Raw genomic sequence first — 19,546 nt, 5'->3', positions numbered from 1 at the left:
CCATCATGGATTACGAAACGTTAAAACTAATTTGGTGGGTACTCATTGGTGTATTGCTGATTGGCTGGGCCGTTACTGATGGCTTTGATATGGGCGTATTAAGTTTATTAAAAGTAATCGGTAAAACCGATAACGAGCGCCGCGTGATGCTCAATACCGTTGGCCCTCATTGGGATGGAAACCAAGTGTGGTTTATTACAGCAGGCGGCGCTATCTTTGCTGCTTGGCCTGTGGTGTACGCTACTGCGTTTAGTGGGTTGTACTTTGCTTTGCTGTTGGTTTTATTTGCGATGTTCTTTCGCCCAGTGGGATTTGAATATCGCTCAAAAATAGAAAAAATAAAATGGCGCAAAAACTGGGATTGGTTATTAACCATCGGGGGTGCAGTGCCATCACTTGTGTTTGGCGTGGCATTTGGCAATTTATTTTTAGGGTTGCCATTTACCTTAGATGACACCATGCGCAGTTTTTATGACGGTGGCTTTTTTGGATTGTTAACTCCTTTCCCATTATTAGTCGGGATCGTGAGCTTAGCAATGCTTATCATGCATGGTGGAGCGTATTTACAAATGCGTACACAAGATGAGCTGCATGAGCGTAGCCGTAAGGTAACAGTAATCATGGCACTGGTTACGCTGTTCGCGTTTATGTTTGCTGGTGTGTGCTTAATGTTATGGGTAGACGGCTACGTTATTACCGATATGGTAAAAGCCACCGGCGAAGCCATGACACCAATGGCGAAAACAGTCGTCACTATGAAGGGTGCTTGGTTAAATAATTATACACTTTACCCTATTACGATTATCGCTCCTGTTTTAGCGTTCTCAGGCCTGTTACTGACAATGTTATTCACATTAATGAATAAAAGCACGCTGACGTTTATTGCAAGCGCCACTGCAGTGAGCAGTATTATTTGTACGGCGGGCTTTAGTTTGTACCCATTTATTATGCCATCGAGTATTAATCCACAGGTTAGTCTGACGGTATGGGATGTGGTATCCAGTGAGAAAACATTGAATGTTATGTTTGTAGTCGCGATGATTTTTGTCCCAATTATCCTAATGTATACCTCTTGGGGTTATTACAAAATGTGGGGAAGAATCAGTACGGATCATATTGAAAAGAACAAATATGGTACGTATTAAGATATTTAGGCAATGCGCTACTAAAATTAGTGCATTGTTTTTATAAGATACGCAACAAGATATAAAAAATTGAGGTAAATAATATGTGGTACTTTGCATGGATGTTAGGCGTATTACTGGCGTGCAGTTTTGGTATTTTAAATGCGCTTTGGCTTGAAGTGAACGAGAATTTTGATCGTGAGCCAGACGTAAAAGAGTAATGCTAGCTTTAACCAAAGAAAGAAGAGATAAATATGAATCAGCAGGGTATGAAAAACGATAATGCATTAACCAACGTGTTGGCTTGGCTGAATCATCCGCTGGCCCGTTTATTATCGTTTATATTTGCTATTGGCTTGTCGGTATTTATTTTGTTGTTTCCGCAGCATATTGCTCGTGATCTAACCGAGTTAGATCACGGTATATTAAGTCTGGTCATGCTGGCTATGTGTGGTTGTTTTGTGCATGGAATAGGCTTTCAGCCTTATAATATAGTAGCTAAAATCCTGTTTAGCCCTGTCTTATGTTGGCCTGTGGCTGGGTTAGCAGTCTGGATGTGGGTGCTTTAGCAGCGAGTGAATGATGCGGGTTAGTGATTGAATTTGTTTAGACGGGTTCTAAAATTCACCCATATTTTTTGTTTTTATTCCTCGTGAATCAATTATAACGCTTAAAAATATCGCTTAGATGAAGCAATATATTGAGTTCATCTAAGCGTATTTTATTGCTCTTGCACGATTATTGTGAAACAAAAAGGCCTTGACGACTTATGTCGTCTGAGTGGGTTAAAGGTGCGCTTGTTACTCCCACAGCGATAATTTTATTATCAGAAATCACAAGATCTTTTATTTCACTTGAACGCTCATGTTGAATAGTTGTGGCGGCTTCTAGTGTATTTTGAGCTATATCGAAACGTGCATAAAACGCCTTAGTATGGCTAGTCCAGCTATTTGAATCTACTTGATTACCACCAATATGACCAAACAAATAGAGGCTGTCGCCATAGAGTGTCATACCGTTCAACCAGTCTTCATTCTCAATGTTATAAAATTTTTGCGTGTGAGTGCGATTTCCAATGTTGATGTTAAGGATGCTGATGTCCAGTTCTACAGTGTTATTGTAAGCATCTGATTTTACTAAAGCACTAATGCTACCCACAAATAAATGATCATTATACAGGGCAATATCTTTTAAAAATTGAGAGTGGATACTGGGAAATAGTTCTTCGTATATGAGTTCCCCTTGAGCATTCAGGTGTTTAAATAAAATGTGATTGGTTGTATGTCGCGTGTTTTCAGCTAACGCTAAATGACTGTTAAAGCGATCGTTATAAGCAGGGATGGCGTTACTGGTTAACGTATCAATTACATAAATGTCACCATTATCGGCGTGTGCGATTTTGGTGGATTTTGATTTACGTTCGCTATTTCCCCAGTAATAGATAGAAAGTACCTTCTCCCACTGGAATGTTAAATCGGTGCTGTATTTTGCGAGTTTTTGACCGCCATTGTTAAAGGCAGTGAGTAGCTCTTCTTGGTCACAATTTAATGAAATTAAGCCAAATCGCCCCCAAGATATAGAATGCTGACTGTATTTCTCGTCTATATTTTCATGTGGGTTATCGACTATTTCAAACGGATCGTTTAACCATTCATCGTGATCAAAGTTAATATCATATTCAGGTTCTAAAGTGGTCGCGGCCATGGGTGCAGAATATAGTAGCTGGTGCGCTTTAGAGAACCGCTGAATTTCAATTTGGTTATATTGACTCTCAGAAGGCATAAATGCAGCGACTGAATACTCCCCAGAAGGGTGTACACAAGCATCGGCAAAACCTGTTTCGCTTTTTTGTATGGCGTCTGTTTTACCTTCACTATTTGTGAAGGCTGAAAAGCCTTGATACTGGCCATATTCAGCTTTAGTTGACGTTTCACCTAACAGTAAAAGTTGACCATCCGCAAGTAACTGTATTTTTTCAAGAGAGGTAATACCCCCTAAATTACTACTGAAGATACCGTCAGAAGATGTGATTGACTGAAGGTTAAGCTGATTACCAGGAAGCGGCTGAACAGGCGTAGGAGTATCTGTATCATCACTCCCACAGCCTGATAGCGTGAGGATCAATATAACGCTAGAAAATTTATTCATAAAGAGTCCCTTAAGAGTCAAATCCATATTTTATTTATTGCGTATTATTGCATGTATCATGATGGTGTAAATGGATATGTGCAGGACAGTTAGTTGTAGTGCTTGCTGATTAAGTTATTTGTTATTTTGCATGACTAAGAAGGGTATAAAGGCTTTGGCTGTTGATATTTTACTGTATGAGAATTCTTATATTATTTTTGAGTGCTGACTTTGACGATTGGGGTAGCCGAATGTTTTTATGTTTGCATTGCCTGAAATCAATAGGGTTGGGTCATCATTTATTAATTATAGCCATGCTGATTATATATGAATCCACTATTAATAGAATGCCGGTTGAGAGTATAAGATCACGATAGAGCTAAAATTATTTTTAGCTCTATCGTATGTAGAACTGCTGCAGTTGTTAATCTTTTTTATTATAAGTGAAACTAAGGTTAAGAGAAGTAGGCCGTATATAACAGGTTGAAACTTCGTTTGTGATAATAGATTCGTTCACGACTTGAGTAATGGATTCAATAAGAGTGTAAGTGTCGCCTTCACATGCTTCAGATTTAGTTGAATTACCTAAGTAGAGCTTACGCCCATCAATATAAATAATTTTCTTTTCTAAAGCGCCTTTATCTCGTTTATATGTGAAATTAACTTGATATGCTTCAAGGCCTGAGTCAGTTGTGATGGTATCTAGAATCTTAAAATCACCAGTAGACTCAATATTAGTATAGGTGTCAGGGCTGACTTTTAATGATGTAAACACTTTAAAGTTATCACCGTTAAAGTTATAGGTAATATCACCTGTATTACCTTCAGTGGTGAATTCTTCAGACTGCCATGTCCCTTGAAGAACCGTTGCATCTTCATCTTCTGCCGCGCAGCCTAATAAGAATAAGGTGAGAGGCGTAATAAGTAATATTGCTTTTAGACGTGTCATATTTGTATATGCCAATGAGAAAAGCCCATTTTAACGTAATGGGCAATTGAGAAAAGAGATTTGTGTTCAAAAATAAGTAATGAAATGTAAAGCCAGATTACCCCGGCGGCCACTGTAAACCACGACCACCAATCACATGGTAGTGTAAATGAAATACGCTCTGACAAGCCCCTTCACCATTGTTGACGACTAAACGAAACGCATCACCAATGCCAGCATCTGCTGCAACTTGATTGGCCACAAGGTTTAAGTGGCCTAATAATATTTTGTCGTCATCAGTGGCATCACATAGGCGAGGTATCGGTTTTTTGGGGATCACTAATATATGCACAGGTGCGCAAGGCATTATGTCTTTAAAGGCTAAGCAGTATTCGTCTTCATAAACGATATCAGCAGGGACTTCTTTATCAATAATTTTGCTGAATATGGTGGCATCACTGGGCGTCGGTTTTTGCATATTATCCTTCCCTTAATAACTAAGATTTTGCTTTCGATAAATTATCGCGAAGGCTCGCCATATCTTTTAGGCGATTAAACCAAAATGGTGCCCCTAATGAAATCAATATACTGCTAAAGATGATGCCTAACCAATGACTTAATGTACTCATTTGCAATGAGAAATAGTATTGTGGCCATTGATTCGGCGTGATATCGAATTGCAGAGTCATCATCTGTGATTGCAATGCGTCATGGTTAACTTCGACGGACGTACTGTGTGTCGCCAGTTGATCGGCCATAAGCAATGTTTGTTGGCGAAACAGGCTATCTTTGTTGAGATCATTTAGTAATGAAAAGCAGTTAAGTTGAAAAGCAAAACAAATAACAAACGCCAATATAATGCTAATTTGATGCATCCATTGTTTAAAGCGTTGGCTCATGATTTCTTCAAGGGTTTGAAAGTGATCTTGCACCTTCTTTTTCAATTGTTCTTTTTCTTCAATACTGACATCACGGATATTATTAATAATGGTAATCAGTTCTTGTTGACCGATGCTGGTGAGCTTTAAGCGGTTGCCAGGAATGTTTAATGGTAAGGCCGTGGCATACAGGCCATTGGGAAATTGATTTTCGATCTGAGCCAAAATAGAACGGGTAATCTTGTGCTCAACAAAGTCCATGTTATGAAAAAACTGAGTTAAGACGACTTTTAGATTTTTAAAACGTAAATTTAACGCCGCTTGAGCACCATGAACTAACGCAGTTACAAGCAAACTAAACAGTAACATAATGGCAATAAAACCAATTAAAATGCCCAGAATGTCCATTAACATAGTGTGTCCTTACCAACTTCTTATTTGCGCTAAGTATGCCAGTCTCGCACGTACGGCACTAGCAGTTTGCACATCTTAAGGCGAGAGTGTCTTTTAAGGTCAATAATCTGTTCGAGATTACCCTTGTTCTGATTGAATGTGGCATTTAGTATCTTTGCTCAGATCTGAGTGGGTGAGGTATGGCAGTGAGTAATGAGTCTATGCAGGCTAAACCCAAGTTAGCGGTGATTGGTGCTGGCCTTGCTGGATTATCCGCAGCGTGGTTATTAAGTAAGCAGTATTCTGTCACATTGTATGAGCGTCACGAAAGCGCAGGTATGGGTGTCTTCACAGCGGATTATCATTCAAACGGTTTAAGTACCCGAATTGATATTCCTTTGCGAATATTTACGCCAAATTACTACCCCAGTTTATTTGCGTTGTACCAATATTTAGAGATTGAAATGGAGTCGAGTGATCACGCTTCTGTATTTCAATACTTAGCCAGTAATCAATCCATAAAGCCGTTTTTCCAATACCATAATCGAACATGCTTAGGGTTTAAGGTCAGTTACTTAAACCGTAATAGCTTAACGAAAACCGGCTTTATGTTGGCGTACCAACAATGGCGTTTTTTTAAAACGATCACAAAAGACGTTAAAGAAAAAAAATCTGACTTTACTCAGATGACATTCACGCAATATCTTACTCGGCACCAATTTTCAGCACAATTTGTTGATCATATGTTGATGCCTGCATTAGCGGTTACGTTAACCTGTGATTTTGATTCGGTTGGTAATTACCCAGCAGACTTAATATTAGAATATTTAACCTGTGGCATTATGCAACAAGGCATTGTACGGGCGAAAAAAGGCGTTGATGGCATCGTGCCAAAAATTACGCAAGGTTATGATGTTAAATGCGCTCATGACGTTACCGCTATTGAATACAATAAAGATCATGTCAGTTTGACGGTTAAAGATCTGAGCACGTCCCAAGTAATTGAGCAGTCCTTTGATAGCGTCATCGTCGCTTGCCAGGTCGATATCGCAGCAAAAATACTATCAGCCAGTGATAGTGTTATTCAAAAGCAACAAGTGGCGTTACTGCAATCTATCCCACTCGAAGTATCCACTATGGTATTGCATACCGATGACAGTCTTATATCAGGTAATAAGAGTGTCAGCCCTGTGAGTTATTTAGTGGCTAAAAATGAATCGAGAGCCGCGACCACTGTGGACTTAACAAAAGCATTTAGTACATATAAGAAGCAGCAGCCTGTTTTTCAAACCTGGCACCCTATTAAATTACCCGCCGCCGATAAAGTCATTTGCCAAGCACAGTTTTCTCGCCCGTTAGTCACACTAAATAGCCGTACAGCCATCAGGCAATTGCAATTATTGAACGATCAAAGCCCTATTAAAATTTGTGGTTCGTACATGGCCAACCGATTTCCGCTATTGGATGCAGCGGTGGAGTCTAGTGTGACACTGGCACGTGATATGGGGGTTCGTATTCCATGGGAGGAAAAAGGCATGGCGACACACACGGATATTAAAAATGAGGTAAGTGTGGCTTCAGCCGTACTTTCTTCATGAATACAGCAATAGAATATGATTGGCCTGAAAACCTTGGGCGAGAATTTCATGATCTACAAGAGTTAGCGCTTAATATTGATGTGCAATCAGGTGCATTACTGGGTAGCTGGGGCAATTTAGGGTATTGGTTGCGGCCAGACGGATCAACCATTCAAAACTATAGTGAGGCGGCGCAACAACTGGCCCATCAGTTAGCGGTATTTACTCAATTACAGCCATCGCATCATGTATTAGATGTGGGCTTTGGTTGTGGCGATCAACTGATTTATTGGCAACAGGCGTTTGGGGTTAATGATATATGGGGCGTGAATGTATCAATCATTCAAACTGAATATGCACAGACAAAACTAAATGCCTTTTCTTGTGGTGCAACGCTGTATCAAGGTAATGTCTGTGACCATATTATTTGGGATGCATTGCCTATTTCGTTTGATCGTATCGTCGCTTTAGACTGTGTTTATCACTTCTCAAATAGGCCTGATTTTTATCGGCTGTGTGCGTCCCGTTTGACATCAGTGAATGGCGGTTTGAATTTAAGCATGCATACCTGCGAGCTTGTTGTAAGTGACTTAGTTTTGTCACGCTCATCACTTGGTTTTTTTCAGCGCCGTATATTGGCTGTAATTTGTAAGTTTAGCCATATTCCGTTTAAGAACTTAAAAAACCTTGATGATTATGAGCGTGAACTTAATCAATCTGGTTTATGTTTAATAGAAAGTCAGGATGTATCCAAAGCGGTTATGGTGCCTTTTTCGAATTGGGTGTTGCGCTATAAAAAAGAAATAAAAGCACTGAGGCAAGAAAATAAAGACGCTTCTCGATTGGTAAATATTGCATGGGGTAAGTATGTCGGCACGGCCCTATTTTTACGCTGGGCCGTTCGTTATGATGTTTTTCAGTATACGTTGATGCGAATTAAAAAATTAGAACACTAATGTTATATGGTTTCATGTGGCGTTGCATGCAGTGGTAAATCGGCTACTGCCTCTTTATAAAACGGGCTGCCATCGAATAGATTTTTAGCGTGCAGTGCTTCAATGATACGTTCGGATATATCCGTTGCCATGGCTCGTTCAAATCGAACATCCAAAACATACGCTTTAACCGTGAGTTTATAATAAAAATTCTCTGAAAAAACAGGAAAGACCGTCGCCATAAGCGGTTTTTTCAAATAGACATAATGGCTGCATTTTGCTGCGTTCAGCGCAATGGATTTTAGTTGCGCTATCGGAATGCTGACAGGCAAATGAAGCTCAATAGGCACTAATTCATTTAATTCACCGTTATTTGAGTTTGATATAGGGGTTTTAAGAATGTCGGCATTGGGAACGGTGATCACATCGTCATTAAATGTGTGTAGCTTTGTTGTGCTTAAGTCTAGACTAATCACCTCACCGTAGTGATCCTCTACTCTTACCATGTCACCAATTTTAAACCGTGGTGACATCGCCATCATAATCCCCGCGACTAAATTACGAATAGCATCTTGTGAGGCTAAACCCAAGGCTAAGCCAAGTGAACCCAGTGACGCATAAATAACAGATTGTGGCGGCTGAATAATCACGATAACAATGTATAAGATGGCAATGAACCAAATCAATACGCGTAAAACAGGGTAGGCCTGTGCTAGCTGAATTCGATATTTAGGTTTGTAATTAACCAGAGCATCAATCCCCCAGCGAATACCGAGCAGTAACAACCAAGTTGTCAGTAATGTGCCAAAGATTGATGCTAATGTTGTATATGAAAAAAGATCAATCAACTGCTGAAAAACATTCTTATCCATGGGCGGCCTAATATAAGTAATTCATGGAAATTAAGTAGCGAATAACGACAGCCGAAATAATTAATTTTAAGCCGTAAGTATCCACGTACGTTATTGCTTCGTTTTTATCGAGTATGCCAATAACGCGTAAGTGCTCAAGTACCATTTTGCTATCACTCAAACTGATTCTAAATAATAAGTGATGTTCTTTTATGGATAGCTGACCATGTGCACTTATTTCCGCTAGGGTAAAGAGTTCAATTCGAGATAATTTCTTTATGGATGTCATGTCAATTTCTTGTGGTGGCGAAATTAAAAGACTTTTTTGTTCAATGCCATACGCTATTTTATTCAACGCATAGAATAGACTAAGCTCTACGCAGCCTTTACTGCGCTTTGCTATTTCATTTAAAGGGCTCTTTTCATCTTTTAATTTATCAATCGCAATATCATTAATGGTATGAAAGCCAGCATACGAAAAACGCTTCACTAATAACTCGCGCATTTGGCTTTCATTAAAATTAGCGATGTGTTGTTGATGCGAAAATAAATTATCAAAATTATAGCCGTAGCTAAGGCGTCGCCAAGACTGTTCTTCACCGGCAATCACCCATAAGTGATGACCACGGCTTGCGAGGATAATCGCGCTTAAGGCATCGACTATTATTTGTGCCGTTAAGGTGCGTTGAACCAGAAAGTGGATGTTATCAATAATAATGACGCTTTTAGGCAGCTCTTTTACAACTTCGATGAAGTCATCCAGTGCATATGATTTTGGCTCAATCGCAAAGAGTTTACTTAATTCGGTGATGATGTCCTGTTGATCACAAAGGCGGTGCTGAATATCGAGTTGTTTATAAGATTGGTTTTTTTGCTTCAGTTGAGTGGTGAATATATTGAGCAATGTTGATAAACCGGTTCCTTTTTCGCCGTATATACCACAACTGACATTGCGCCCGCTTTCCCAAAGGCAATAACAATCCATTAAAAAATCAATATCTTTGCATTCAATGATGCGCGAGTCGAGGCCACCTAACGGCCCATCATAAAAGGCGCTTTTTAAGTCATCGTCTAGTGACTGGTAGAACTCAGATTGATAAAAACGGCTGACTTGATCTAAAGGAACCGTTAAATCTTCCTTGGCTTTAAACCAGTGGTCTTTCACTTTTAACCATAGATCGGTTAATGATTGTTTAATGTTAAACATATGCGCACTGTCCTGATGATTTGATCAGTATGCCAGTGTTGTATAATTAGTGCTATTAGAGGAATTATAGGATTAAAGCGAAGCGAATTCATACCGATAAAAAGTCTTCATAAATCGGCTGTGCAGAACAGCCGTTTTATGAAAACCGTCACCACTCTAAGATACGGTTAGAGTATTTTCACCCACATTCACAATGGCGGTTGCTGCACGTGATGTCACTTCTTGGAAAGAAGGGGACAAAATAGTATCCACATAATGCCATTGTGCTTTGGCTTGATCTTGAGTAAAGGTCACAGTCATTAAGCCACGATCACGCAAGTTACAGTATTTTAGGTTTTCAATGAGGCCTGTGATGCCAGCTTCATAAGTTGGTGCTGATGCAGCCGGAATATTGAGATAATATTCGATGCCCGGTGACGAGACAGAAGACGTTGCGAACTCAACACCAACGTTATCGCCATTGGTGTTTTTAATATCACTGGCCCAGCTATTGTGGGTATCACCGGCAATAACGACCAAGTTTTTACCGTACGCTTTTGCGGTTTGCAAAATCGTTTCACGTTCAACGGCATAGCCATCCCATGCATCAAGGTTATAAGGCACGGCTGGTAATTGCAGCTGAGCCAGTACCTCATCGGTGAGTTTGCTCTGGTTGGCGCTTAGGTAGGCTTTTTCAGCGTTGGTTAGGGTCGGGTCACTGGCTTGCATTCTGCCGGCAAGTTGCGCAAGTGCGCCCAGTTCACTGTATTGCTCTAATGTCATCAAAGAGAGCCCGATGGCGGCGGGTAAATACATACTGCCCATTAATACCTGCTGGCCAAGTAACTGCCAAGTGCCAGTACTGTTACCCAGTTGCGTTTGCAGCCACTGTAATTGTTCGGCCCCTAACATTGTACGATTAGCGTCGGTAATATCTTGCGCAAATAAGGCACTGTTAAAGGCACCTGTGGCGTCCATATAGTTTTTGTAATCTAATTGAATGTCTCGGCCAAGTACGCGGGTATCGAGCATGTGTAAATCCACCAAATCGCCAAACTTAAAGCTGCGATAAATTTCAAGCTCGTTATCTTGTGCAATTGGGCGAATAGGCAGCCATTCAAAATAGGCTTGTAGCGCGCCTAATTTACGCTCTTCGAAATCACCTTCTCCCTCGTTGTGATTCTCTGCGCCGTCTTTGTAGGTATCGTTGCAAACCTCATGGTCGTCCCACACTGTGATAAACGGCACGCCTGCATGCAGGGCTTGCAAGTCTGCATCGGTTCGGTACTGAGCATAACGAGTGCGGTAGTCGTCTAGAGTAAATAATTCGCCGACGGGCAGTACTTCGCGGTTGAGCGCTGTTGCATTATCGCTGGCGTAGCCGCCACGAGGGTATTCATAAATGTAATCTCCCAAGTGCAATACCGCATCAATATCTGTCATGGTGCTGGCTAAGTTGTATACGTTAAAGTGACCTGCAGGGTAGTTAGCACACGACAGTACCGCCAATTTTGCTGAATCTACGCTGCCTTGCGGTAAGGTTTTAGTGTTACCCACCATTGATGTTTTGCCGTTGGCGATAAAGCGATAAAAATAAGAGGTGCCAGGGGTTAAGTTAATCGCATCCACTTTTACGGTGTAGTCACGTGCTTGTGTGGTGAGCATTTCACCATTACTAATGACGTTGGCGAAATCTGCATCAGTTGCAATCTCCCAGATAACTTTGATGGTTGCGCTTTCGTCTGGGGTGACGCGAGTCCACAAAATAATGGCACCTTGAGTAGGATCCCCACTGGCGACACCATGATTAAAGCTCACTGTGACATCGGAATCACCTTCTAACAGGTTACAACCCACAAGGCCGGACGAAATGACCGCTGCGCCGACACCTTTTGCCGTTAAAATTAAAAAATCACGGCGAGAAATTGATGTTTTCATTGGTACTACTCATAAGGATTGAAAAACCACGAACAGCCTAGAGGGACTTTGTTAAGGAATGATGAAAGCGCTTGTTAATAAAGTCGGATTCATTGTTCTATCTATGCAACCGTGTTTTTCTGCTCTTTTGGTGATCAACGCTTTCATTCCAAGACGATCGGTCATATGGTGTTCGAATGAGTAGACCAAGACGCAGTGAGCACGTACGTGACGCTTTGATACAAGCGGGGATTGAACAAATCTCAACCCATGGTTATCACGGTACCGGCATCAAACAAATATTAGATGTAGTGAATGTCCCTAAAGGGTCGTTCTATAACTTCTTTGCCAGCAAAGAAGCCTTCGTAGCTGAGGTTATTGCAGCATACAGCCACGACTTATTGCTGCAGCTTAATACGTTTATAAACGGGCCAGGTCAATCATTAAGTCCAAGAGCACAGCTGCAAGCCATCTATGAATTTAGCTTAAATAAGGTGGCTAAGAGCGAGTTTAAACAAGGTTGTTTAATTGGTGCTATGTCCAGCGAGATAGCATCTGAAAGCCTAGAATGCCGAGAACAACTAAAAACAGCTACTCGTAAGTGGACGGCGTTTTTTATTGACCGTATCCGTGAGGGGCAAGCGGCAGGCGAGTTTCGCCAAGATATACCCGCCAAAGAATTAGCCAGCGTGTACTGGGCGACGTGGGAAGGGGCTCTAATTAAAATGAATATGCACAACCGCGTACAGCCTGCCAAGGACAGCATGAACTTAATGCTCAATATGCTCATGGCCCCAGTCGCATAAATCGAAAGCAAAAATATATAGATGCAGCGTGCCTGCATTTTTTAATATCTCATTAAAAGACGATCGGTCTAATTGGTGGGAAATGAATAACGTGGAGAACTATATGACGCACCAAGACGCTCAACTCGTACCGCAAGTAAGTAATGCAGAATCTTTAAAATTAGCCGACAGCTTTACTTTGAAAAATGGCCAAGTCATTAAAAATCGATTATTTAAATCGGCCATGAGCGAGCAGTTAGGTGATAAGCAGTGCAATCCACAACCGGGGCTGGCTAAGCTATATGGGCGCTGGGCAGAAGGTGGCATTGGTATCGCCATGACGGGCAATGTCATGGTGGATCGTGGCGCATTGGGGGAACCTAAGAATGTGGTGTTGGATGAGCACTCTAATCTTGAGCTTTTCAAAGCATGGGCACAAGCAGGTAAAAAAAATGGCGCACATATTTGGCCACAGCTTAATCACCCGGGTAAGCAAATACCAAGTTTTATTGTGAGTGAACCCGTTGCACCGTCGGCTATCTCATTAGGTCGCGGTTTAGAAAAAGGCTTTAATAAGCCACGTGCGTTAACTGAGCCTGAAATCGAAGTGATTATTCAAAAATTTGCCACCGCCGCAAAACTGTCTAAGCAAGCTGGCTTTACTGGTGTGCAAATTCATGGTGCGCATGGTTATTTAGTCAGCCAGTTTTTATCGCCGCGCCACAATCAGCGTGATGACCAATGGGGTGGCCGTTTAGAAAACCGCATGCGTTTTGTGGTGTCGGTTTACCGTGCTATTCGTAAGCAAGTCGGCACAGGTTTTCCGATTGGTATTAAGTTAAATAGCGCAGATTTTATGAAAGGCGGTTTTAGCGAAGAAGACTCCATGCAAGTGGTACAGACGCTTGCTAGTGAAGGCATGGACTTAATTGAAATTTCTGGGGGCACTTATGAAAGCCCATCCATGATGGGAGCAGCCTCTAAAAAACACGTAAAAGAAAGCACGGTCAAACGTGAAGCTTACTTTTTAGATTACATGGACAAAGTACGCAAGCTGGTGGATACACCATTAGTTGTGACTGGTGGCTTTCGTAGTGCGCAAGCCATGACCGAGGCATTACAAAGTGGTGCCACTGATTTTATTGGTATTGCTCGCACAACCGCGGTGGATGCAGGCTTCCCTAATAAGCTAATGGCGGATGACCAATACAGTATGCCACTTGAAAATCTAACCACAGGTAATAAAGGGCTGGATACCATGGGTATGCTAAGTATTACTTGGTATGAGCACCAAATGTGGCGCATGGCAAAAGGCAAAGACCCCAACCCCAGTTTGAGTGCCAAAGGCGTTGTATTTAAAACGGTATTAAGCGCTGGTATTTATGCGTTTAGAAAGCGTCGCGCTTAACCGCTACTGGATTGTTAACGTGTGAGAAACCGTTTGTTCTTTAATTAGAGCAAGCGGTTTTTTTATTGTACTGTTATTGTTAGGTCTAATATCGACGATAAAAAGGCATTTTAAATGAAAAATGAATTAACGGGTGGGTGTTTATGTGGAGAAGTTACCTTTACTTTGGTTAATCACGTTAAAGTGTTTTATCAGTGTCATTGTAAACAGTGTAAGCAACTCACGGGATCTGCGTTTTCATCCAATATATTTACGAATGTTGATAATATTGAATGGTTAACAGGTGAAAACAATATTATTAATTATGAACATCCTTCTAGGGCGTTCTCGAAAGCATTTTGTCAGGCGTGTGGGTCCGCTTTACCTTGTGTTAATAAGACGAAAACGTCATTAATTATACCAGCAGGCTCACTTAATGATGCGTTCGATCTCGTACCACAAGCGAATATCTTTTCAGTTGAAGAAGCATCTTGGCTTAAGTCAGGTTTATGCGCAACAAAATTTGATGGGTTTCCCGAGTAAATATACCCTCGCTTTTAGATTCGAAAATGTGAACTCACAATATTATATGTAATCTATTTAGAGGGAGCCTTCGTACTTAATGTGTATTCTTACACATGCTCAAGGGTTGGATATGAATAAAGTCAGCAGTAAAAAATTATTGCATAGTAAGTGGACAGCGTTAAACCCTAGCAATAAAGAAAAGCACTTTATGGTCACAGATGTTGAATATGACGAAGAGGGTAATGTTACCTTGTGTACAATAGAAGCGGTCATGACAAAACGAGAACAGGCGATCAATTGGCATGACTTAAGCGACCAAAATTTGTGGGCGCAAGGTTGGAAGTATTGATCTTGGCTATATTGTTTATAAATAGCCAATCCCAGAATATATATAAATGATCTAGCTACTATGGCGTTGGTAATGTTATTGCCGACGCTATTGTTCACATTGATAAACAGAGCAATATTATTTTTCCCTCGAATTATTTACGCTCAAAAAGTTAAAATTTACAATGCTGCTAAAAAGGAGTGATGTATGGCGTTTCAAATTGTAATGGGCATGAATGTGAATGATGATGCAGTGTATCAGCGTTACCGTGAGGTTATGACGCCTATTTTACATTCCTATGGTGGCGCGTTCGGTTTTGATTTTAAAGTATCTGAAGTGCTGATCTCAAAAACAACAGATTCTATAAACCGTGTTTTTACTATTGAGTTTCCAAGCAAAAAAATAATGGACGAATTTTTCTCGTGCACTGAATATTTGGCGGCTAAGGCAAGCTATTTTGATCAGGCCGTGTCGAGTAAGACCGTTATTGCAATGCATGAGATGGCATGGCGAAATATTCCGCCATTAGTCAAGCTATTGGTCGTTGAGAGCGTTCCTTAATTAAAATTGTTGCTATCTCTAAGGTACTCCATTGTAGAAAATTACCAATGTAGTGACGAACTGATCCTTATAAGTCATTGATAAATAATGCTTTATCCCCGTATGTTAACAACCTAGCCAGTATCTTTACAAAATATATATTGTGGGAGGTTATGAAACATGCATAATGCTGACCATTTAGTCAGCTTATTGTGTGGGTGTAAAAATGAAACCTCTGATTTATATGTCTTTAATGTTTGTAGTCACCGCTTGTGGCGGTGGCGGCTCTAATTCTGTGCCACCTGTACAATTGGAAAAACAAATTCCTAATATCTCATTTTTAATTATTGAAAATTTGCAAGGAGATGACAGTTCACGTTATGCCTTTGAGGGGACCACCCTTATAGTTCGTCATTCATTTGTCGATAATGATATGCATATGATAGATGCCTCGCGTAGCTATTGGTTGAGCCAAGACGATCAAGAGATTCAAGAAGGCGCCAATATTGATTTGTTGAATACACATATTGGTTTTATTAAAGCTTGTGTCGCTCCTGCACTAACTGATGGTCGTAAAGGCTCAGCATTTTGCTCTGAACCAATTGTTATAAAAGCGATTCCAACACTCGCCAGTAAAATCATTAGCCTAGATGCGTTTGATAAAGGAGATTACTTTGAGTCAGCTATTCAGTGGAGCTCAATGCCCGATATCAATACTTGGGAGGTGCGCTGGTTTGATGACAATGATATTTATCACTCAACAGCTGATCAGTTTCAATTTCAAAATTCAAACTTGGACAAAGTTAAGTTTTGTGTTTATGAATTAGTGACGAAGCAATGTGTGAAATATTCCTCTACGGTAGTTGTGCCAAATGCCAAAGTGCCTGATGTCAGTATTTTAGGTTTAACAGGTATATTTTCCCTTGACGGAGAAATTAGACCCAATGTGAGAAGTTCTTACAATTACACTCGACATGTTTCGAGTGAATATAAATGGTTTTTAAATAATGTTGAAATATCAACCAATGAAAAATTAATATTATTAAAGGATTATTTTTCAGAAAATATAAAAATATGTGTTACTCAGAATTATGCAAATTTTAAAGACAGTAATTCGACGCCCTCTGAAGAGGTATGCTTCGAAACGGTAATCAATGAACAAGCTAATCCTGTCACTACTATTTTTGACATTATTGATAATTTATATGCAGAAGGGGCTCCTTGGGTTTTTTCCGGAAAGTTTCGTAGTGCAGAAAAAGTCGATTTTTCAACCATGAGAATAATCTATCAAGATATGCTGCTGACAGAAGACGTTGATTTTGATCTCGTAACGCAGAATGATGCAGATAATAATTTTTCCATACGCATCCCCCAGCAAACGGGCGGTATCGTTAAAATTGGTTGTACATTTTCTTATCTTGGCAAGTTAGTTGATTGCTTTGGTGCTGAAAATACGAACGGGACGGAAATATCGATTCATCATAATAGTAAATTGAGAGATAGTGTTTCTGGTAAAGTAGAGCAAAATAACAGATTAATATTCGAAACGTGCAAAATAGGCGATGAAATTACTTGGAGCCTTGATGGTGTATCTCAACCAATAATTTTTATTACTGATCGAATTTGTTATGGCCCAACGGGTGATGCAGATATTTATTTGACTAGTGATATGGTTGGAAAAGATATAAGTATTGAAGTCAAGCGACGTCCAGATCCGAGTATGACAGATGATCAAATTCAAATTATTGAATTAGATTTGGGTGTGATCAATTAACATTTTCTTATCATGGGTGTCTGGATTAATTCTTTTTATGGAATAATTATTTTTTCAAAAAAACCTGATTCCGGCACCACAAAATATATCTGGCTCGAAAAAAGTGAGCTTACGGTTATTCTTGCGTCTAAAAAAAATTGAAATGAAATAAGGGCAAGGAATAAAGTTCGAAGCATCAATGCCTCATGGATTTGAAAATAGAAAGGCCCGTTGGCTAAAGGCACATTTTTGTGGCTTACAATTGATTAGGTGAAAGAATACTTTATTTAGAGATTAAAAAAACCGTTTGTGTTTCCACAAGCGGTTTATATTTTTAGCGTCTAGTTCGGAAGTGAAATTGATCTTCTAATTAATACCATTCAAATACTATTGAGGTATATCAAAGTTACCGAGGTGTTGTGATAAAACTATGAAACTTGAGACACACAGGCTTATGTGGTTTCTACAAACAAGCTATTCAACTAATTGAAGTAATTTTTGTTTATATTCTTTTTCAGTCAGTATATTTTGATCCCTAAGTATTTTTAATGAGCGTATGGATTCAGTTAAATTATCTTTACTAGTGATAATGCTAAATTCATAATTTAATGTTGGTTGGTATTTGCCAGACCATTTACAGGGATCAATGAACTGAGATTGAGATTGCCCATGATGCCCTAATGGTGGGTGCACTTTTATCTCATAAAGATCAGAGGTTCGAAGCCACCCTGTAGGTGTTACCATTATACCAACCCACTCCTTTGAACATTCTAATGATATTTTTGTGGGAGTTACGCCCTTTTCTTTTCCATTTACATCAATCTGGGCGTTTGACGGTGAGCTTTGAACGGAAAAGACAACTTTATTCGTTGAGCAGCCTGACAAAAATAATAATGTTGTAATTATTATAGGTTTTAATATGAACAAGTATTTGTCCTTTTAATAAATTAATATGTTTGATTTATGATTAAAAAATAAGATATTTCAATTAATGGTGTGCGTTAATTAGACGCATGTATAGTTAAATATCTAACAATTAAATGCTATGGTGGCGTTGTTATTATGTTTTTTAATATGGATTATTAAGTCTATACAATATACGTTGATAGAGCTTGAGGTCTATTTTTTGCAGTGGCTAGAATTTATTTTTCGCTGCGAGCTACATTAACAAATTCATAAGCGGTTATTGCTTGATTACTTATAGCCCGTTCATCCTGAGTAGCGAGGAACGAGCGTGTCGAAATGGCAACTTCCTAAACCTTAGTTAACCAACCAAACTTATCTTCTGCTTTACCCCATTGAATATCGTTCAATGCTTGACGCAGCTTTAATGTGGTTGCGCCTGGTTCGCCAGAACCCACGGTAATCTCTTCGCCGTTGTGAATGAACGTCCCCACTGGTGTTAATACAGCTGCCGTGCCAGAAAGGGCGGCTTCTGTGCCTGGCTTTTGTGCGCGTTCAATTAATTCGCTGACGGTGAAGTCGCGTTCGGTTACGGTCATGCCTAAGTCACGGGCGATGGTCAAAATCGAATCACGGGTAATGCCGTGTAAAAACGAGGTGTCTAATGCTTTGGTGATGATTTCATTACCATCAATCAAAATGAAGTTAGCAGCACCCGTTTCTTGTACGTCGCCATTAGGGCAAAACAAAACTTGGTCTGCGTTGTTTTGCTTACGTGCGCGTGCAATTGGGCCCAGTGCGCTGGCGTAGTTGCCGCCGCTTTTAATCATTCCCATATGCGGCGCGCAGCGCATACCGTCTTCTTCAAGTAATAAACGTAACGGTTTTGCACCACCTGCAAAATAATCTCCTACTGGTGATAGCAGTACGTACAGCAATGAAGTTTCAGAAGAAACGGCGGCTTTACCAATACTCGGCTCAGTACCGATGTGCGTTGGGCGAATGTACATGGAACCCGGTGCCGCAGGCACGTCGTCAACATACATAGCTACGGTTTCTTGGATCATTTGCGCAAGTTGTTCTTTATTGATTTCAGGTAAAAACAATAAGTCAGTGCTTTGTGCCATGCGTTGGATGTTGGCATCCATGCGGAAAATATTCACGCTGCCATCGTCGTGCTTAAACGCTTTTAAGCCTTCAAAGCAGGTGCTTGAATAATGCAAGACATGCGCGCCAGGGTGCAGCTCTAGTTTGTTGGATGCAACAATGCTTGAAGCAGTCCAAGCATTGTTTTCGTATGTTGCTAATGCCATTTTCGGCATGAAAACGGTTCCAAATGCGGCCATTACCTATTCCTAAGTGTGTGCGCGCAAGCCCTAATAGTGGCTTGCCGACTCAATCATTGTGAT

20 protein-coding genes are annotated in these 19,546 nt (G+C 40.3%); 11 read left to right on the top strand and 9 right to left on the bottom strand.

Translation table 11 applies throughout. The features are described from left to right. Positions 1–2: 2 nt before the first annotated feature. From cydB to ACU6U9_RS23345, 3 genes are all read left to right on the top strand, one after another. Positions 3–1,145: a cytochrome d ubiquinol oxidase subunit II gene (gene cydB / locus ACU6U9_RS23355; RefSeq protein WP_446737303.1), complete on the top strand. Its 1,143-nt coding sequence runs from the start codon at positions 3–5 to the stop codon at positions 1,143–1,145. Between the two features lie 83 nt (positions 1,146–1,228). Beyond that, positions 1,229–1,345: a cytochrome bd-I oxidase subunit CydX gene (gene cydX, locus ACU6U9_RS23350; protein ID WP_446737276.1), complete on the top strand. Its 117-nt coding sequence runs from the start codon at positions 1,229–1,231 to the stop codon at positions 1,343–1,345. Between the two features lie 33 nt (positions 1,346–1,378). Further along, entirely contained in the window at positions 1,379–1,693 is a 315-nt protein-coding gene (locus ACU6U9_RS23345) for a cyd operon YbgE family protein (RefSeq protein WP_446737275.1), read from the top strand. Between the two features lie 169 nt (positions 1,694–1,862). Here ACU6U9_RS23345 and ACU6U9_RS23340 read toward each other — a convergent pair whose 3' ends face one another. From ACU6U9_RS23340 to ACU6U9_RS23325, 4 genes are all read right to left on the bottom strand, one after another. After that, positions 1,863–3,272 carry a hypothetical protein gene (locus tag ACU6U9_RS23340; RefSeq protein ID WP_446737274.1) on the bottom strand — a complete coding sequence of 470 codons (1,410 nt, stop codon included), beginning with the start codon at positions 3,270–3,272 and terminating at the stop codon, positions 1,863–1,865. Positions 3,273–3,675: 403 nt separating this feature from the next. Continuing rightward, positions 3,676–4,200 (bottom strand): hypothetical protein, encoded by a 525-nt coding sequence (locus ACU6U9_RS23335; protein WP_446737273.1) that lies wholly within the window; start codon positions 4,198–4,200, stop codon positions 3,676–3,678. A 97-nt stretch (positions 4,201–4,297) separates the two neighbouring features. Continuing rightward, on the bottom strand, positions 4,298–4,657 hold the full coding sequence (locus tag ACU6U9_RS23330; RefSeq protein ID WP_446737272.1) for a histidine triad nucleotide-binding protein: 360 nt from the start codon (positions 4,655–4,657) through the stop codon (positions 4,298–4,300). Between the two features lie 19 nt (positions 4,658–4,676). Beyond that, positions 4,677–5,471 carry a hypothetical protein gene (locus ACU6U9_RS23325; protein ID WP_446737271.1) on the bottom strand — a complete coding sequence of 265 codons (795 nt, stop codon included), beginning with the start codon at positions 5,469–5,471 and terminating at the stop codon, positions 4,677–4,679. Positions 5,472–5,650: 179 nt separating this feature from the next. Between ACU6U9_RS23325 and ACU6U9_RS23320 the strand changes: the two genes are divergently transcribed. Next, positions 5,651–7,048, top strand: coding sequence for an FAD-dependent oxidoreductase (locus ACU6U9_RS23320; protein WP_446737270.1), 1,398 nt, complete (start codon positions 5,651–5,653; stop codon positions 7,046–7,048). Then, positions 7,045–7,983 (top strand): SAM-dependent methyltransferase, encoded by a 939-nt coding sequence (locus tag ACU6U9_RS23315; RefSeq protein ID WP_446737269.1) that lies wholly within the window; start codon positions 7,045–7,047, stop codon positions 7,981–7,983. Before ACU6U9_RS23320 ends, ACU6U9_RS23315 begins: the two co-directional genes overlap by 4 nt. A 2-nt stretch (positions 7,984–7,985) precedes the next feature. On the opposite strand, the gene ACU6U9_RS23310 is transcribed toward ACU6U9_RS23315, so the two are convergent. The 3 genes from ACU6U9_RS23310 to ACU6U9_RS23300 all read right to left on the bottom strand — a co-directional run bounded on the left by ACU6U9_RS23310 (position 7,986) and on the right by ACU6U9_RS23300 (position 11,937). Further along, positions 7,986–8,834 carry a mechanosensitive ion channel domain-containing protein gene (locus tag ACU6U9_RS23310; RefSeq protein WP_446737268.1) on the bottom strand — a complete coding sequence of 283 codons (849 nt, stop codon included), beginning with the start codon at positions 8,832–8,834 and terminating at the stop codon, positions 7,986–7,988. 7 nt (positions 8,835–8,841) lie between these two features. Further along, complete coding sequence (locus tag ACU6U9_RS23305; RefSeq protein WP_446737267.1) at positions 8,842–10,020, bottom strand: AAA family ATPase; 1,179 nt, start codon at positions 10,018–10,020, stop codon at positions 8,842–8,844. 156 nt (positions 10,021–10,176) lie between these two features. Next, positions 10,177–11,937 (bottom strand): alkaline phosphatase D family protein, encoded by a 1,761-nt coding sequence (locus tag ACU6U9_RS23300; RefSeq protein ID WP_446737266.1) that lies wholly within the window; start codon positions 11,935–11,937, stop codon positions 10,177–10,179. Positions 11,938–12,113: 176 nt separating this feature from the next. On the opposite strand from ACU6U9_RS23300, the gene ACU6U9_RS23295 reads away from it, so the two are divergent. The 6 genes from ACU6U9_RS23295 to ACU6U9_RS23270 all read left to right on the top strand — a co-directional run bounded on the left by ACU6U9_RS23295 (position 12,114) and on the right by ACU6U9_RS23270 (position 17,255). Continuing rightward, the gene (locus ACU6U9_RS23295) at positions 12,114–12,722 is read left to right on the top strand and encodes a TetR/AcrR family transcriptional regulator (protein WP_446737265.1); all 609 of its coding nucleotides are present in this window, start codon (positions 12,114–12,116) and stop codon (positions 12,720–12,722) included. 103 nt (positions 12,723–12,825) lie between these two features. Next, on the top strand, positions 12,826–14,109 hold the full coding sequence (locus ACU6U9_RS23290) for an NADH:flavin oxidoreductase/NADH oxidase family protein (protein ID WP_446735851.1): 1,284 nt from the start codon (positions 12,826–12,828) through the stop codon (positions 14,107–14,109). Between the two features lie 114 nt (positions 14,110–14,223). Further along, complete coding sequence (locus tag ACU6U9_RS23285) at positions 14,224–14,631, top strand: GFA family protein (RefSeq protein ID WP_446735852.1); 408 nt, start codon at positions 14,224–14,226, stop codon at positions 14,629–14,631. A 112-nt stretch (positions 14,632–14,743) separates the two neighbouring features. Then, positions 14,744–14,962, top strand: coding sequence for a TIGR02450 family Trp-rich protein (locus ACU6U9_RS23280; RefSeq protein WP_446735853.1), 219 nt, complete (start codon positions 14,744–14,746; stop codon positions 14,960–14,962). Between the two features lie 186 nt (positions 14,963–15,148). After that, on the top strand, positions 15,149–15,502 hold the full coding sequence (locus tag ACU6U9_RS23275; RefSeq protein ID WP_446737264.1) for a DUF1330 domain-containing protein: 354 nt from the start codon (positions 15,149–15,151) through the stop codon (positions 15,500–15,502). A 205-nt stretch (positions 15,503–15,707) separates the two neighbouring features. After that, the gene (locus tag ACU6U9_RS23270) at positions 15,708–17,255 is read left to right on the top strand and encodes a hypothetical protein (protein ID WP_446735855.1); all 1,548 of its coding nucleotides are present in this window, start codon (positions 15,708–15,710) and stop codon (positions 17,253–17,255) included. Between the two features lie 453 nt (positions 17,256–17,708). Here the strand turns inward: ACU6U9_RS23270 and ACU6U9_RS23265 are convergent, their stop codons facing one another. After that, positions 17,709–18,161, bottom strand: coding sequence for a PEGA domain-containing protein (locus ACU6U9_RS23265; RefSeq protein WP_446735856.1), 453 nt, complete (start codon positions 18,159–18,161; stop codon positions 17,709–17,711). 326 nt (positions 18,162–18,487) lie between these two features. Beyond that, entirely contained in the window at positions 18,488–19,483 is a 996-nt protein-coding gene (locus ACU6U9_RS23260; protein ID WP_446735857.1) for a branched-chain amino acid aminotransferase, read from the bottom strand. Positions 19,484–19,546: the final 63 nt, after the last annotated feature.

This window comes from Pseudomonas sp. HK3 (assembly GCF_052920985.1).
Note: the sequence above shows the minus strand (reverse complement) of the source record. Positions and strands in the feature narration are given on the sequence as shown.